This window comes from Streptomyces physcomitrii, from assembly GCF_012273655.1.
GTDB lineage: Bacteria > Actinomycetota > Actinomycetes > Streptomycetales > Streptomycetaceae > Streptomyces > Streptomyces physcomitrii.
In genome coordinates, this window is record NZ_JAAWWP010000008.1 from 223,565 (window position 1) to 239,657 (window position 16,093).

At 73.4% G+C, this 16,093-nt stretch carries 14 protein-coding genes; 3 read left to right on the top strand and 11 right to left on the bottom strand.

All coding sequences use genetic code 11. The annotated features are described in order from the left end of the window. Positions 1–321 precede the first annotated feature (321 nt). Positions 322–1,341, bottom strand: a complete 1,020-nt coding sequence (locus tag HFV08_RS15605; RefSeq protein ID WP_168539881.1) for a ParB/RepB/Spo0J family partition protein — start codon at positions 1,339–1,341, stop codon at positions 322–324. 457 nt (positions 1,342–1,798) lie between these two features. On the opposite strand from HFV08_RS15605, the gene HFV08_RS15610 reads away from it, so the two are divergent. Then, a complete protein-coding gene (locus tag HFV08_RS15610) occupies positions 1,799–2,695 on the top strand; it encodes a sigma-70 family RNA polymerase sigma factor (RefSeq protein ID WP_168539883.1) in 897 nt (298 codons plus the stop codon). Between the two features lie 234 nt (positions 2,696–2,929). Then, complete coding sequence (locus HFV08_RS15615) at positions 2,930–3,715, top strand: response regulator transcription factor (RefSeq protein ID WP_168539885.1); 786 nt, start codon at positions 2,930–2,932, stop codon at positions 3,713–3,715. Between the two features lie 85 nt (positions 3,716–3,800). On the opposite strand, the gene HFV08_RS15620 is transcribed toward HFV08_RS15615, so the two are convergent. The 6 genes from HFV08_RS15620 to HFV08_RS15645 form a co-directional block, all read right to left on the bottom strand. Then, positions 3,801–4,205, bottom strand: coding sequence for a GNAT family N-acetyltransferase (locus tag HFV08_RS15620; protein ID WP_168539887.1), 405 nt, complete (start codon positions 4,203–4,205; stop codon positions 3,801–3,803). Continuing rightward, on the bottom strand, positions 4,189–5,475 hold the full coding sequence (purB, locus tag HFV08_RS15625; protein WP_168539889.1) for an adenylosuccinate lyase: 1,287 nt from the start codon (positions 5,473–5,475) through the stop codon (positions 4,189–4,191). Before purB ends, HFV08_RS15620 begins: the two co-directional genes overlap by 17 nt. A gap of 68 nt (positions 5,476–5,543) precedes the next feature. Next, the gene (locus tag HFV08_RS15630; protein ID WP_168539891.1) at positions 5,544–7,058 is read right to left on the bottom strand and encodes a glutamine synthetase family protein; all 1,515 of its coding nucleotides are present in this window, start codon (positions 7,056–7,058) and stop codon (positions 5,544–5,546) included. Positions 7,059–7,060: 2 nt separating this feature from the next. Then, positions 7,061–8,500, bottom strand: coding sequence for an amidase (locus HFV08_RS15635; RefSeq protein WP_168539893.1), 1,440 nt, complete (start codon positions 8,498–8,500; stop codon positions 7,061–7,063). A gap of 5 nt (positions 8,501–8,505) precedes the next feature. Then, positions 8,506–10,425: a hypothetical protein gene (locus HFV08_RS15640; RefSeq protein ID WP_168539895.1), complete on the bottom strand. Its 1,920-nt coding sequence runs from the start codon at positions 10,423–10,425 to the stop codon at positions 8,506–8,508. After that, on the bottom strand, positions 10,425–10,760 hold the full coding sequence (locus tag HFV08_RS15645; protein ID WP_168539897.1) for a 4Fe-4S dicluster domain-containing protein: 336 nt from the start codon (positions 10,758–10,760) through the stop codon (positions 10,425–10,427). Before HFV08_RS15645 ends, HFV08_RS15640 begins: the two co-directional genes overlap by 1 nt. A 592-nt stretch (positions 10,761–11,352) precedes the next feature. Between HFV08_RS15645 and HFV08_RS15650 the strand changes: the two genes are divergently transcribed. After that, positions 11,353–12,138: a DUF3050 domain-containing protein gene (locus HFV08_RS15650; protein ID WP_168539899.1), complete on the top strand. Its 786-nt coding sequence runs from the start codon at positions 11,353–11,355 to the stop codon at positions 12,136–12,138. A 151-nt stretch (positions 12,139–12,289) separates the two neighbouring features. Here the strand turns inward: HFV08_RS15650 and HFV08_RS15655 are convergent, their stop codons facing one another. The 4 genes from HFV08_RS15655 to HFV08_RS15670 all read right to left on the bottom strand — a co-directional run bounded on the left by HFV08_RS15655 (position 12,290) and on the right by HFV08_RS15670 (position 16,081). Further along, entirely contained in the window at positions 12,290–12,580 is a 291-nt protein-coding gene (locus HFV08_RS15655) for an acyl-CoA carboxylase epsilon subunit (protein WP_168539901.1), read from the bottom strand. Positions 12,581–12,725: 145 nt separating this feature from the next. Then, positions 12,726–14,300: an acyl-CoA carboxylase subunit beta gene (locus tag HFV08_RS15660; protein ID WP_168539903.1), complete on the bottom strand. Its 1,575-nt coding sequence runs from the start codon at positions 14,298–14,300 to the stop codon at positions 12,726–12,728. A 39-nt stretch (positions 14,301–14,339) separates the two neighbouring features. Further along, positions 14,340–15,014 carry a 4'-phosphopantetheinyl transferase family protein gene (locus tag HFV08_RS15665; RefSeq protein WP_312885632.1) on the bottom strand — a complete coding sequence of 225 codons (675 nt, stop codon included), beginning with the start codon at positions 15,012–15,014 and terminating at the stop codon, positions 14,340–14,342. A gap of 125 nt (positions 15,015–15,139) precedes the next feature. Beyond that, a complete protein-coding gene (locus tag HFV08_RS15670) occupies positions 15,140–16,081 on the bottom strand; it encodes an alpha/beta hydrolase (RefSeq protein ID WP_168539905.1) in 942 nt (313 codons plus the stop codon). Between the last annotated feature and the right edge of the window lie 12 nt (positions 16,082–16,093).

The window sequence follows — 16,093 nt, forward strand, 5'->3', positions numbered from 1 at the left end:
GTACGCGGAGCGGCGGTGCACGAGCGGCGGTGCGCGGAACGGGACCGGTGGGGCGGCGGCGCGGGAGGCGCGGTGCACGGTCCGGGAAGTGCGGAGGTGCGAGGTGCGGAGGTGCGGGAGTCGCGGGGCGGCTCGCCCGGGAGTCCGGTGCTGCGGGGTGGAGCCGGCCGGTACGGGACCGGATCGTACGAGGTGCAGCGGCGGTGCGCGGACCGGGTGACCGAGGTCCGAGGTACTGCGGGACGGTGCCGCGGGTGGCGGTGTTCCTGCCCTCTCCCGCTGCGAAGTCCAGCCGTGAAGAGCGGAGTTGCGGGAGCCCGCCTACTCGGCGCGCTGCTGGAGCTGCTCGGCGAGTTCGGCCCAGGCGGCGGCGCAGCTGCGGGCCAGGTCGGCGACGTCGGGGGCCCAGTGGCAGGGCAGCCCCTGGCCGAGGGTCTCGATGCCGTTTCCGTCCACGGAGTAGTGGTGCAGCCAGCGCAGGGCGCGCCGTCCCGCCTCGTTGAGGCGCAGCGAGGGGTCCTCGCTGAGCTTGGCGAGCAGCCGCTGCCGGTCCACCACCACGGTCCTGCGGTCCAGGCGTCCGGCGGCGGGGCGCTGCCGGGTCGCGGTGACGCCGCCGGGGCTTTCCGCCGTGCGGTAGCGGCCGGGCACCGGGTCCTCGCCCCGGTCGATGCGCTGGCGCACGTCCCGTACCGTCGCCGGGGAGAGGCCGGTGGCCCTGGCCACCTCGCGCAGTCCCGCGTCGGGGCGGTCCAGGAACATCGCAGCGGCGCGGCGGCGGCGCTGCCCGCTGTCGAGCGGGCGCAGCCGCCCGTCCCGGCCCAGGCGGGTGGCGGACTGCGCGGAGTCGGCGCCCGACTGGGAGCGGATCCGGGAGACCGTCTTGTCGGAGATCCCGGTGGCGGCGGCGACCGCCCGGTCCGACCACTGCGGATGGGTCATGATGATCCGCGCCGCGGCGGCGGCCCGCTCCTGGCGGCTGAGCGGCAGTCCATGGGTGACGTTGGCCTTGACGGACAGGACGAAGGCCGCGGCCTCGTCGCAGTCGAGCATCCGGGCCGCGATCTCGGTACGGCCGTTCAACAGGGCCGCGCGGACCCGGTGGGCGCCGTCGATGACGCGCAGGGTGGGGCGGTGCACGGTGATCGCGGGCAGGGAGTCCCCCGCTTCGGCGAGCACGCGTACGTGGTCGTGGTCCTCGCCGCCGAGACGCGGGGAGCCCTCGAAGACGAGGGAGTCGATCCGTACGCGGGTGATCGGGTGCGATTCGATCCAGATGGCCGACGACTCGATCTCGTCGAGATCGACTGCCGGATAGGTCAACTGTTCGGCCAGAGACAAGGTGCACCTCCTGACAGCGATGCGGAAGCGGAATCCAGTTCCGGTAGCGGCATTAGAGGGGACCCCGCTCAGCGGTGTCAACAGCCGTGCCAGGAGGGGAAATTGGGCAGGGGCGGATTCCGGCCAACCTGCGGCCGGTTCCGGCGGGGCGAGCCCGGGCGGCCGGCGCCCGATGCGGGGCCGCGCACCCGGACGGCGGGCCCGGGAAGCGGGGGCGGACACCGCCCGGCACCGTGATCTGCGGGGCGAGCATTCGCCAACTGCCCGGTGGATATGCCTCGTTGACTTTACCGAGGTCAGGACCGGCCCCGCACACCGGCTCACCCGGCCGGCCGCGGGCAGCCCTCAGGCCCCGCCGGGCGGCTTGCGCGCGGAACCTGCTGCGGCGGGGTCCCTTCACATACGCTGAGTGACAGCCGTCAACGCTATGACGGGAGCCGAGCGGAGGATGTGACCGGTGGACAAGGGCGAATGGCCGGCGCTGGCGGAGAAGTTCGAGTCCCAGCGGCCCCATCTGCGCGCGGTGGCCTACCGGATGCTCGGTTCCGTGGCGGAGGCGGACGACGCGGTCCAGGAGACCTGGCTGCGGCTGAGCCGGAGCGAGGCCGGGGAGATCGGCAACCTCGGCGGCTGGCTGACCACCGTGGCCGGCCGCATCTGCCTGGACATGCTGCGCTCGCGCTCCTCGCGCCGGGAGGACCCGCTCGGCGACCACCTGCCCGAGCACGGCCCGCGCGACCAGGCCGCCGCGCCGACCGACCCGGCGCACGAGGCGCAGCTGGTGGACTCCGTCGGGCTCGCCCTGCTCGTCGTCCTGGACACCCTCGACCCGGCGGAGCGGATCGCCTTCGTCCTGCACGACATGTTCTCCGTGCCCTTCGGGGAGATCGCGCCGATCGTCGGCCGCACCCCCGTCGCCGCACGTCAGCTCGCCAGCCGCGCCCGGCGCCGGGTACAGGCCGTGGACACCTCACCCGACTCCGACCTGCCGCGCCAGCGCGCGGTGGTCGACGCCTTCCTCGCGGCGGCGCGCGGCGGGGAGTTCGAGGCACTGCTCGCCCTGCTCGACCCGGATGTCGTGCTGCGGGTGGACGCGGCCGCCACCCCCGCCGGCACCCCCATGGAGATCGTCGGCGCCCAGCCCGTGGCGGCGCAGGCCGGTCTCTACTCCGGACGTGCGCATCTGGCGCGGACGGCGCTGGTCGACGGGCGTCTCGGCCTGGCCACGGCGGCGCCCAGGCAACTCTCCGTGGTCATGGACTTCACCGTTTCCGAGGGACGCATCACCGCAATGAACATCATCGCGGACCCCACCCGTCTCGCCCGTCTCGATGTAGCCATTCTCTCCGCCTGACAACTTCTGTCCGTTTCCCCTCCGCAAGCCTCACGGAATCGGGTAACGTCCGCCCTGCGGGGGTGAATCCCCGTGTTCTGGGCCGTGCGACGCCACGCGGGAGGTGTCGCAGAGTGCCTGACGACGCTCGTGTTTCTGCATTCCGATGCCGCTCGTCTTGCAGGTAAGCGCTCCGTTTCGCTTCGGATTCCCATCAGTTCACCGAACGGGGCTCATGACTCACGGGGGACAGACATGGCACAAAGCTCGACCGAGGCCGTACTGGAATCTGGTATTCCCTTTCAGCGTGCCATACCCTCGCCCCGGTTCGCGGAGGACGAGGGTTTCGGCCCCAGCACCCGCAAGGTCGCGGGACTGCCCACCGGCCAGCGGATCCTCGTGGTCGACAACGACAGCGACTACGCCGAGGCGCTGGTCTGCCGGCTGCGCCGCCACGGGCATGAGACTACGCGCGTCCAGCAGGGCGGCACCGCCTTGCAGTCCCTGGAGGACATCGATCTCGTCCTGCTCGACCTGGAGCTGCCGGACCTGGACGGACTGGAGGTCTGCGGGGCGATCCGCTCCGTCAGCTGCCTGCCGGTGATCATCGTGACCGCCCGCGGGACCGAGCTGGACCGGGTCCTCGGGCTCCAGGCCGGGGCGGACGATTTCCTCGTCAAACCCTATGGATTCCGCGAACTCCTCGCCCGGATCGACGCCGTGATGCGACGCGTCCATCAACAGCCGCAGCGGGTACGGGAAATCCAGCACGGGCCCCTCAAGATCGATGCCAGCTCCCGGGAAGTGAGCCTGGACGGACGCGAGGTCGGACTCACCAGGAAAGAATTCGATCTTCTGCACCTGCTCGCCTCGAATCCCGACACCGTGATTCCCCGCAAACGTTTACTGCAGCAGGTGTGGGGAGATTCCTGGTCGCGCCGAACCGTCGATACCCACGTAAGCAGTCTCCGCAGCAAACTCGGCGACAGCGGATGGATCATCACGGTGCGCGGCGTCGGATTCAAACTGGGCAGCGCCTGAGCCACCGTAAGGAAAGAGGGAAGACCGCGCGGCCGCCTCCCCGGGGAGACGGCCGCGCTCTGCTCGCGCTCGGTTTTCCGGCGGCTCAGGGCTGGAGCACCCAGGCGCTCTGGTGCCGGGTGAAGCCGAGGTGCGGGTAGTAGTCGACCGCCGCCGGGGCCGAGAGGAGCACGATCTTCACCCCGGGGGTCTCGGCCTGGGTCCCCGCGATCAGGGCCCGCCCGATGCCCGCGCGCTGGAAGTCGGCGCTGACCGCGATGTCGGAGAGGTAGGTGACGTAGCTGAAGTCGGAGACGCTGCGGGCGATGCCGATCAGCCGCCCCTCCTCGGTACGGCAGACGACCACCAGGTTCGCCCCGCGCAGCATCGCCGCGAAGCGCTCCCGGTCCTCGATCGGGCGGCGCTCGCCGAGCCCCGACTCCCGGTAGACGGTGAGGACTTCGTCCAGGTCCAGGCCGTCCCCCGGTACCCGCTCAATCTTCCAGGTCACGTAGCTGCTCCAATCGCTCGCGGATCACATCATGGTGGCCGAGGAAGCGCTCGGGGCCCAGTGGCCCGAGGTCGATCCCCTCCTCGGCGAGGGCGGCGGCGAAGTCCGTGCCGCCGGCCAGGGTGCGGTTCGCCGCCGCCTGCACACCCCGGTAGGCCTTCTCGCGTTCGGTGCCCGTGGCGAGCAGTTCGGCGAGGACGGCGGAGCTGTAGACGAGCCCGCCGGTCTGCTCCAGGTGCGCGCGCATCCGCTCGGGGAAGACGGCGAGATGGGTGAGCAGTTCGGTGGCCATGGTCACCTGGAAGTGGCCCACGCTCAGGCTGTCCGGGAGGATCACCCGCTCCACGGACTGGTGGGCGAGGTCCCGCTCGTGCCAGAGCGCGACGTTCTCCAGGGCGGTGCCGGCGTGCCCGCGCAGCAGCCGCGCGAGGCCGACCAGGCGTTCGCTGGTGGTCGGGTTGCGCTTGTGCGGCATCGCGCTGGAGCCCTGGTAGGCGCCGGTGCGCCGCTCCTCCACCTCGCGGACCTCGGTGCGCTGCAACAGCCGCATCTCCAGGGCGACTTGCTCGACCACGGCACCGAGTGCGGCCACCGCCTGCACCAGTTGGGCGTGCCGGTCGCGCGCCACCACCTGGCTCGGCGCCGGCTCCGCCGCGAGGCCGAGGGCGCCGAGGACGTGCCGCTCCACCGCCGGGTCGATCAGCGCGTACGTCCCCACCGAGCCGGAGACCGTGCCCACCGCGACCGCCTCGCGCGCCGCCCGCAGCCGGGTCAGCGAGCGGTCCACCGCGAAGGCGTACCCGGCGAGCTTGTGCCCGAAGGTGGTGGGCTCGGCGTGCACCCCGTGGGTGCGCCCGACGCAGACGGTGTCCCAGTGCTCCGCGGCCCGCTCGGCGAGGATCCGGCGCAGGGCGCGCGCCGCGTCGAGCAGCAGGTCGGTGCCGCGGGCCAGGGTGTGGCCGAGCGCGGTGTCGACCAGGTCGTAGCTGGTCATGCCGAGGTGGACCCAGCGGGCCGACTCCTCGGGGATCTCCTCGCAGTAGGCGGCGAGGAAGGAGAGCACTTCGTGGTCGCGCTCCTTCTCGATCTCGGCGACCCGGGAGGCGAGCGGCACGGGCGCCCGCCGCATGTCTTCCAGGGCACTGCCGGGTACGGCGCCGAGCCGCACCTGGGCCTCGGTGGCGAGGATCTCCACCCGCACCCAGGTCTCGTAGCGTGCCTGGTCCGAGAAGAGTTCCGCCATCTCGGGCCGGGTGTAGCGGGGAATCATCGGTGGCTGCCCCTCAGTCGGTGGACGAACTGGCGGTGTGTGTCAGGGAGTTGAGCCCCGAGGCCGGGTCAGAAGGCCTCGAAGTACTCGCGCTGCTCCCACTCGGTGACCTCGCCCTCCGGCGGCTGCTCCTTCTCGGCCCAGGTACGGAAGCGGTCCAGCTCGCTCTGCTTGAGCTTGGCCAGGCAGCGGGCGAGCGGGGTGCCGAGCAGATCGGCGGGGCTGCCCTGGCGGAAAGCGGACAGGGACTCGTCGAGGGAGCCGGGCAGCGTCTCGGCGCCCGCGGCGTCCGGGCCGAGGGCGGGGCGCGGCACCAGGGAGTCGCTGTTCATACCCTCCAGGCCGGCGAACAGCTGGGCGGCCAGGGCGAGATAGGGGTTGGCGCAGGGTTCGCCGGTGCGGTTCTCCAGGTGCCGGGAGCCGCCCGCGCCGACCACCCGGACCATCGCGGTGCGGTCCTCCGGGCTCCAGCCGATCCGGGTGGGCGAGAGGGAGAAGCCGGAGCCGAGGCGCCGGTGGCCGTTGACCGTCGGCACCGAGAGCAGGCACAGCTCGCGGGCGCGCCGCAACAGGCCCTCCGCGTAGGCGAGTCCGGCGGCGGAGAGCGGGGCCGCCGCGGGGTCGTCCGGGGCGAAGAGGTTGCGTCCGGTACGGGTGTCGACGACCGACTGGTGCACATGCCAGCCGCTCGGGTCGAAGCCGTCGACACGCGGCAGCGACATGAAGGTGGCGTGGTAACCGCCTTGCGCGGCCCGCTGCTTGACCAGGGTGCGGAAGAGCAGCATGGCGTCGGCGGTGTCCAGGGCGTGCATCGGCGCGAAGGTGGTCTCGATCTGCCCCGGACCCGACTCGTGCTCCATCGACCGCAGCGGCAGGCCGAGTTGGCGTAGCAGCGCGCTCAGCGGATGGGCGAAGGCCGCCACCGAGGCGAAGGCGTTGTCGGAGTTGAACTGGTAGCCCGGGTTCATGGCCGCCACCCGGGGCGCCTCCCCCTGGAGGCCGAAGCCGTTGCCCGCGTTCCCCACCGGTCCTTCCAGCCTGCGGGTGAGGTACCACTCCACCTCCAGGCCGAGGACCGGGGTGCACTCCTGGGCCGCGTAGGCCGCGATCACCTTGCGCAGGACGTGCCGGGAGGAGAGCGGGTGCGGCCTTCCGTCGGGCAGGTACTCCTCGCCGATCACCCAGGCGGTACGGGCCTCGCCGCCGGGCAGCAGCTGGAAGGTCACCGGGTCGGGGACGACCACGAAGTTGCCCGCGCCGAGGAGTTCGGGAACGTCCACCCCGGGGTTCGAGAGGAAGTCGACGGCGACCGCGTGGCCGGTGTCGAAGAGGAAGGGGCCCGGGCTGTAGTCCATCCCGCCGCGCAGGGCCGCGCGGAAGGCCTCCACGGTCAGCGTCTTGGACCGGGCGAGCCCGTGCGGATCGCCGAACACCAGCCGTATCAGGTCGACTTCGCCGAGGTGCGCCTCGATCTCCGCGGCCGCGGCGCGCTGTCGCTCGTCCCACAGACCGTGCTCGGCGACGAAGTCGCTGCGGCCGACTCCGTCCTCGGCGGCGGGCCGGGACCACTTGCGGGTGTACATCGCTAGAGCATCCTTTCGGAGACGCGCTGGGGTACTTCGGGCAGCGGACCGAGTCCCGCCTCCAGGTCCCGCGCGGTGTCGAGGACCAGGGCGTCCGCGCCGACGGGGCCCACCAGCTGGACCCCGACCGGCAGCCCGGCGCGGCTGAGGCCCGCGGGCAGCGAGAGGGCGGGCTGGCCGGTCATGTTGAAGGGGTAGGTGGCCGGGCTCCAGGCGAGCCAGAGCAGGCTCTCGGGGTCGCTCGCCCAGTCGGGACCGATCGCCTCCGGGGCGAAGGGCTCCACCGGGACGGTGGCCATCGCGAGGAGGTCATGGCGCTCCATCACCGCGGCGAGGCGGGTGCGCAGCTCCATCCGGACCTCCTCGGCGCGCATCACCGCGGCCCCGTCGAGCCCGCGGCCGTGGCGTACCACCGCGAGCCGGCCGGGGTCGCCGTCCGCCTCGTCGCCGGGCGCGGCACCGGCGGCCTCGGCGGCGGCGAGGATGTCCAGGAGCGCCGGGTACGGGTCGCGGAAGGGCACCTCGATGCGCTCCGGGTGGTGCCCGAGGGCGGCCAGGGCCTCCAGGGCGCGTTCGCTGACCCGGCGCACCTCGGGCGCGGTGCCCGGGAACTCGATCCAGCCGACCCTGAGGCCGCGCCGCTCGGGCCGCGACTCCAGGGCGCCGAGACCGGAGTCCGGGTCCTGGCGGTGCGGGCCCGGCAGCACCGCGGCGATCTCCATCACGTCCTCGACGCTGCGGGCCAGCGGGCCGAGGTGGGAGAGCCGGTCGGCGCCCGCGGGGACGTAGGGGACCCGCCCGAAGGAGGGCTTGTAGCCGACCACTCCGCAGAAGGCGGCCGGGATGCGGATCGACCCGGCGCCGTCGGTGCCGAGCGCGGCGGTGCACAGTCCGGCCGCCACCGAGGCCGCCGCTCCCCCGCTGGAGCCGCCCGCCGAGTACGCCGGGTCCCAGGGGTTGCGGGTGGGCGGCGAGACCCGGCTGACGGTGCTGGCGCTCCAGCCGTACTCGGAGGTGGTGGTCTTGCCGACGACGATCGCCCCGGCGGCCTTCAGCCGGGCGACCGCGGGGGCGTCCGCGGCCGGGCGGCGGTTGGGCAGCAAGGAGCCGCGGCGGGTGGGGAGTTCACCGGTCTGGATGAGGTCCTTGACCGAGACCGGGACGCCGAGCAGCGGCTGGTCCTGGAAGGCGGCCGGGCCGAGCGCGCGCAGCCGGGCGTCGGCGGCCGCGGCGGCCCGCAGCGCCTCCTCGCCCGCGACCGCGACGAAGGCGCCGAGGCCGGGGTCGTGTTCCTCGATCGCGGCGAGGTGGGCGGCGAGGTGCTCGGTGGCGGTGCGCTCCCCGCGGCCGAGCAGCGCCCGGGTCGCGGCGATGCCGTAGGCGGTCAACTGGGTCTCCTCGCTGGTGACGGGGCGGACGGATCCGGCCTCGGACGGGCTCATCCGGCTCAGCCGCGCGCCTTCACGGCCGCGCGGACGGACTCCCCGTGCCAGGCCGAGTCGAAGGAGGTGACCTCGATCTCCTCACCGGCGGCGACGAGTTCGGCGGCGAGGCCGGTGGCCCCGGCGACGAAGGCGGAGACCCGGTGGGCGGCGAGCAGGTCCTGTTCGCCGAAGGGGGTGCCCTCGCAGCGCAGCAGCCGGAGGTCCATGAAGCCGTTGAAGCGGCGCCCGTCGACCTCCACCGCCTGCGGGCTGCGGATGCTGAAGCGCACCTTGGCGGCGACGTGCCCGTGGTGGTGCTGGTCGGAGTAGAAGGCGATGTCCGGGAGGGTCGGCGGGACGAAGTGGTCCCGGGCCACCACCGCGGGCACCTTCGGCAGATTGCCCGCGATGAAGTGCCAGGAGTTGTACTGCATCCGGGAGGACATCGCCCAGGCGGTGTCGGCCAGCCGGTCCACCGAGTCGCCGAAGTGGCGGCGGGCCGCCGGGTCGGGCACCACGCAGCAGAAGAAGTCGGTGATCCCCCAGTCGGTGATCTCCGCCCAGGCCTGCGCCCGCAGCGCCTCGCGCAGCCCCGCGAGCGAGCGCATGCCGCGGCTCATCGCGAAGTCGGCCTCGAAGGCCTCGGTGGAGGCGGCCACCGAGGCGTACACCAGCGCTTCGAGCCCGGTGCGGAACTCGCCGTGCGGCTTGGTCAGCCAGGCCGGGGACTCGGCGAGGTGCGCGCCGAGCGCGTCGAGGTCCTCGCCCGCGAGCGGCAGCGCCTCGGTGAGGCGGGCGGTGACCTCGGCCTCGCGGTGGCGGGCGGCCGCGCCCCGGGGGGCGGCGGTCCGCTCGATCTTGTGCATCAGGGGGCCGTGGATCTCCCGGTAGAGCTGCACCTCGCCGAGCACCTCGGTCCGGCGCGCGCGCAGCGCCCCGGCCAGTGCGTCGAGGTCGGCCACCCGCGCCGAGGCGGCGGGCGGCACCGCCTCGCCCCGGGAGTGGGCGTTGTAGTTGCGCCGCACCCCCTCCAGGAGGTGGCCGACGTGGTCCGGGGTCAGCTGGGTGCCGTTGGCCTCCTCGACGCGGGCGTACGAGGCGGAGCGCACCAGGAGGGTCAGGCAGACCACCAGGACGGCCTCGCTGTCCGCCCACTGGTCGAGCGGGAGCCCGGCGAGGCTGCTCAGCGCGCAGTCCGGGTGCCCGGGCCACAGGGTCTTGCCGGTGAGGGTGTTGGGGTCCCGGAAGTTGGTGTACTGCCGGTCCTCCTGGTAGAGCACGAAGGGCGCGGTGCGCAGGGCGGCGTCCTTGAGCAGGTCGAGCAGCTCCTCGCGGGCCTGGGTGCTGTGCGCCGCGAGCCACTGGCGGCAGTCGACCACCGCCGAGGAGTAACGGGCCGCCGCCCGGGCCGACTCGGTGCGGTAGGCGTCGAGATCCGCCGCGGACCAGGGCACCTTGAGCGCCGGGGCGACCAGGTCCCCGCTCTCCGCGAGCGGGCCCTGCGAGGGCACCCGGACCAGGATCCGGCCGGTGGTGGACAGGGCGATCTCCCCGTCGAACACCGCCTCCTCCGGGGGGACTTGGGCCCGTTCGGCGAACACCTCGGACGCCTGGCCGCCGTCGCGCACCCCGCGCCAGGAGGCGCCGCAGAGCACCTTCAGGGCGGCCTCGTCGGCGGTGCGCAGGGCGCGCAGCTGGATGTCGCCGGGGACGTGCCCGTCGAGGGTGAGCAGCGCGTCCACCGCGGCGGGCAGTTCCTCGGCGGCGAGCGCCGCGCGCCAGGCGCGGTCGAGCAGCCCGGGGAAGCCCGCGCCGTCCGCGCGCGGATAGTCGGGGCCGGACGCCGCGCCGGCGGCGCTGCCGTGCCTGCTGGGTCTGCGGCTCTGCCGCTTCCTCGCGTTGATCTCGCGGCGGCTCAGGCCGCGTTCGGCCGGTGAGGGCATCAGGCACCGTCCGCGGTCAGCTCGATGTGCTTCCACAGGCTCTCGTCGGTGGGCGTCCAGTCCTCGTCGACGTAGATGCAGTCGACGGGGCACTCCAGGACGCAGGCCGGGCAGCCCGAGCACAGCTCGGGGATGATGACGACGTCGAGGCCGCGGTCGAAGATGGCGCCGAACTCCGCCGGGCAGCCGCGCAGGCAGCTGTCGCAGGTGATGCACTCGGCGGACTCGATGCGCCGCGGGGGCTTCTTCCAGTTCTCCTCACGGGCGCGTGCGGCGATCCGCGCGTCCCGTCCGCTCGTCTCCCCGCCGGCCGCCTCGTTCTTTTCCCAGGGCATGTCGAAGTCCCCCTCGTGTCTTCTTCTCTCGCGTCCACGGCAAGAGACCAGAAATCGCCGAGCCGGTGTGCCGACCTGTCGGCGCGCGCATGCGGAATCCCATTTCGGGGACAAGCAGGAACGCCGTTCCCGTATTCGGTACGGAGAACACCGCCGCCTGGATTCGCGGTAATCGGACAGCAACCACCGTCCGCAGGGAAGTGCGACCGATGGTCCCCCGATCGGCCAGGGGGCGCAACGCGGTCCAACTTTCACACCGGGCCGCCGCGGAACCCGGCCGCCGCTCCCCCATCAGAGCCCAACTGACCTGCCACGACAAGCCGTTCGACCCGAGACCCGGCAGAACCGGAACCGGGCCGCGGGACCACGGCCGGCCGCGCCGAAGAGCACCCCGGCGTGCAAGGGCGGAAATCCCGCAGTCGCACAGCGCCCCACCGGAAAACCCCATGGGACGCCGCGCAAGCCGCCCGCTTCACCCCGATCGCCCGTCCTCACATCTCCTTGCCGGGCGCTGTGAGATGCGGCCATAGTGCTCACCGAACGCACCGGAACAGTCAGAACACACAGCATTCTTTGGACGGGAGACATTTCTGTGTCGCGCTATGACTGGGGCAAAGAGAACGCTTCCATCGAGAAACTGCGGAAAGTCATCGACGACGCCCGCATCGAAGTCGTGAAGCACCCGATCTACCACCGCCTCGCCACACTCGAAGACGTCAACACCTTCAACGAGAACCACGTCTTCGCGGTCTGGGACTTCATGTCCCTCCTGAAGAGCCTCCAGCGCAGCCTCACCTGCGTGGACGTGCCCTGGGTGCCGCAGGGCAGCTCGGAGAGCCGGCGGCTGATCAACGACATCGTCCTGGTCGAGGAGAGCGACGAGCTCGGCGACGGCTTCATCAGCCACTTCGAGCTGTACGTCAACGGCATGGCCGAGGCGGGCGCCGACGTCACCGTGATCAACAACTTCCTGGACCGCATCCGCGGCGGCGAGGGCGTCAGGGCCGCCCTGGCCGGCGCCTCGGTCCCGGCGGCGGCCGCCACCTTCGTGAACGCCACCTTCGACTTCATCGAGGGGGCCCCGCTGCACTGCCGGGCCGCGGCCTTCGCCTTCGGCCGCGAGGACCTGATCCCGGAGATGTTCGACCAGGTCATCAAGGTCGACGACCAGGGCGGCAAGCTCGCCACCTTCCGCGAGTACCTGGCCCGGCACATCGAGGTCGACGGGGAGGAGCACACCCCGATGGCCATGGCGATGGTCGCCGACCTGTGCGGCGAGGACGAGGCCAAGTGGCAGGAGGCCGCCGAGACGGTGACCGCCGCGCTGCGCGCCCGGGTCGCCCTCTGGGACGGCATCGTGGCGGCCCTCGACGCCTGACCCCGGCGGCCGGGGCGGCCCCGGCGACCGCCCCGGCCCGTCTCCCGGCCCCGGAGGCCGCGTACGCCCGCGCGTACGCGGCCTCCGCGCGTCCCAGGGCGCGCGGGGGCGCGCAAGACTCTCCCGGCACCCGCCCCCGGCCTCCCGGGCCCTACCGCCCGCCGGTCGGGTGCGCGGCGGAGCCGGTGCCGCGCCAGGTGCGCGGGCCGTCGAACATCGAGCCGCGCTCGGGACGCCGCCAGCCGGCCACCGCCCGCCCCAGGGGACCGGCCGCCTCCGCCTCCGGTGCCGAGAGCCGGGCGAACAACAGGGCGGAGAGCGCGGCGAGTTCCTCCGGTGCCGGGTTGCCGCGCACCACCCTCAGCAACTGGCGGCAGGGCGTCTCCCGGCCGCCCTCACCGCTCTCCGGCTCCCCGGCCGCATCCGTGTTCCGCTCGGACATTCGCCTCACCTCTCTGCTGATTCCTTACGCGCTGCCGATTCCGTACGCGCTGCCCGCTCCCGCCCGCGCGACCGCTCCCGTACGAGCCGGGGCGACCGCCCCGCGAGCCGGGGCAGCCGCCTGCTGAGCGGGGGCGACCGCCCTGCTACTGCGGCGGGTTGCCGTGTTTGCGGCGGGGCAGGTCGGCGTCCTTGGCGGCCAGCATGGTGACCGCGCGGCAGAGCACCGCGCGGGTCTCGCGGGGGTCGATGACGTCGTCGACGAGGCCGCGTTCGGCCGCGTAGTAGGGGTGGACCAGCTCCTTGCGGTACTCCTTGATCTTCTGCGCGCGCATCTCCCCGGGGTCCGCGGCGGCGGCGATCTCACGCCGGAAGACCACGTTGGCGGCGCCCTCGGCCCCCATCACGGCGATCTCGTTGGTCGGCCAGGCGAGCGCGATGTCGGCGCCGATGGAGCGCGAGTCCATCACGATGTAGGCGCCGCCGTAGGCCTTGCGGAGGACCACCGAGACCCGGGGGACGGTGGCGTTGCAGTAGGCGTACAGGAGCTTGGCGCCGCGCCGGATGATGCCCTCGTGCTCCTGGTCCACGCCCGGCAGGAAGCCCGGCACGTCGACCAGGGTCACCAGCGGGATGCTGAAGGAGTCGCAGAACTGCACGAAGCGGGCGCCCTTCTCGCTCGCCCTGATGTCGAGGACCCCGGCGAAGGCGTTCGGCTGGTTGGCGACCACGCCGACCACATGCCCGTCGAGGCGGGCGAGCGCGCAGACCAGGTTGGGCGCCCAGGAGGCGTGCACCTCCAGGTACTCGCCGTCGTCCACGACCTCCTCGATCACCTCCCGGACGTCGTAGGCGCGGTTGCCGTCGGCCGGCACCACCTCGGTGAGCCGCTCGCCGGGCCGGTCGGCGGGGTCGGCGCTCGGCAGGTGCGGCGGCATGCTGCGGTTGTTGGACGGCAGGAAGGACAGCAGGTAGCGGACCTCGGCGAGGCAGGTCTCCTCGTCGTCGTAGGCGAAGTGGGCCACCCCGGAGGTACCGGCGTGCACCTCGGCGCCGCCGAGCCCGTTCTGGCTGATCTCCTCGCCGGTGACCGCCTGGACGACATCGGGCCCGGTGATGAACATCTGGGAGGTGTCGCGGACCATGAAGACGAAGTCGGTGAGCGCGGGGCTGTAGGCGGCGCCGCCCGCGCAGGGGCCGAGCATCACCGAGATCTGCGGGATGACGCCGGAGGCACGGGTGTTGCGCTGGAAGATGCCGCCGTAGCCCGCGAGCGCGGAGACGCCCTCCTGGATCCGGGCGCCCGCGCCGTCGTTGAGCGAGACCAGCGGCGCCCCGGCGGCCAGCGCCATGTCCATGATCTTGTGGATCTTGGCGGCGTGCGCCTCGCCGAGGGCGCCGCCGAAGATCCGGAAGTCGTGGGCGTAGACGAAGACCGTCCGGCCCTCGACCGTGCCCCAGCCGGTCACCACCCCGTCGGTGTACGGCTTCTTCGCCTCCAGGCCGAAGCCGGTCGCCCGGTGCCTGCGCAACTGCTCGACCTCGGTGAAGCTGTTCTTGTCGAGCAGCAGGTCGATCCGCTCACGCGCCGTCAGCTTGCCCTTGGCGTGCTGGCGTTCGGTGGCCCGCGGGTCGGGACCCTGCCGGGCCTCCTCCTTGCGCGCGCCGAGTTCCGCGGCGAGTGCGCGCGGGTGGTCGGTGTCCTCGGTGGCTGTGGCCATGGTTTCCCTTCCCCCAGTGGTGGCGTACGCGCCCGGCTGTCATCCGGTCGCGGGTACCCGGAGCGCGGCGGCTGCCGCGTGCCCCGGGCGGGCGGCGGTGTTGTGCACGGTCCAGTCCGGCGGGCGGGCGGCGAGGCCGCCGCTGCCCAGGTAGTCCGCGGCGAGCGGCCGGGCGAGCCCGGTGCCGAGTCCCTTGAGGTAGGCCTCCTTGCGGGTCCACAGCAGGGCGAAGGCGTCCGGGCGCTCCGACTCCGGCAGGGCGGTGAGTTCGGCCCGCTCGGCGGGGTGCAGCGAGGGCAGGCACCGCTCGACGGTGCGCACCCCCGGCACCCGCTGGACGTCCACGCCCACCGGATCGGCGGCGAGGGCGATGGCGACCAGGCCGTGGCTGTGCGAGAGCGAGAAGTGCACCGGCACCGGCGAGCCGAGCAGCCGGGGCTTGCCGCGCCGCCCGCCCTCGCGGCCGAACTCCAGCCGCTCGGGCGCCAGTCCAGTGTGGTCGGCGAGCAGCCGCCGCAGGACCAGATGGGCGCTCTCGTACTGCCTGCGGTCGGCGGGGCGCCTGAAGAGGCGGGCCCGGCGCCGCTCCTCGGGGCCGAGCGCCTCGGGTCCCGCCTCGGCACGGGTGGCCGGGATCCCCTCCTGGGTGAGGGAGTCGAAGATCCAGAGCCGGTAGGTGCCGGGCGCGGGCAGCGGTGCACGGGTGAGCGTCACGGCAGGAGACCTCCGGTCCGGGGGCGGCGGTGGCCGCCGCCCTGTGCGGCCAAGGGCCCGGGGTACGCCTCGGGCCCCGCTCGACGGCGGGCGGTGCGGAAGACCCCGGCGGGCGGCACGGCCGCTCACTCCCGGCCGGTGTGGGTGAGGCAGTCCTCCAGGAAGGCCAGCGAGCGCAGATGGTACGCGCGGGCCGCCCAGCCCAGGCTGATGTTGTGCCCGGCATCGGGCTGACGCTCCACCAGGACCCGTGGTGAGGCGGTGAGTTGGGCGGCCAGGTCGGCCAAGTCCTGTTCGCCGTGGCGCCACCAGGCCTCGTGCTCGGCGAAGGTGAGCCGCACCGGCACGCTGATCCGGGGCGCCAGGGCGGCGAACAGCTCGGGCCAGCGGGCGAGTTCACCCGCCTCGCGGGCCGGGACCGGGGCGACCAGGCCGGTGCTCTTGGCGAAGGTGTTCGGCGGGTAGAGCCGCAGCGGACCCCAGTGCCGCAGGGTGTTCCTGCGGGTGGTCCGGCCCTGGTCCGGCACGACGGCGTAGCGGTGGCCGCAGCCCGAGACGTCGAGTCCGAGCAGGGCGCGGTCCGGCTCGGCCCCGGCGGCGGTGGCCATCACCAGGGCGCCGCCGAGCGAGTGGGCGAGCAGGAAGAGCCCGGCCCCGTGGGCGTAGTGCCGGCGGAAGTCGTCGAGGGCGGCGTGCAGCACCACCGCCTGCTCGCCGAGGGTGAGTCCCTCGGGGAGCCAGGCGGCGGAGCTGCCGTAGCCGGGGCGGTCCACCGACAGGACGGTGTAGCCGAGTTGGGCGCCGAGCGTCATCAGGGACTGCTCCGGGTGGGCCTGCCCGTCGAAGTACCCGGCGCTCATGCCGCCGCCGTGCACCGCGACCACGGTGGCCCGGGGCGGGCCCTGCTCGGGCTCGCTCAGCAGCGCGGAGAGGTCGAGGCCGCCCGCGTCGAGGGTGATCCGGCGGACTCCGGTGGAGAAGGCGCCGGGTACGGGCGGGTCCGGTGCCGGGGGCTCCGGTGCGGGCGGGTCCGTGTCGCCGGTGGGCGTGCTGCCGAGCGCCGTCATGGCCGGGTCTCC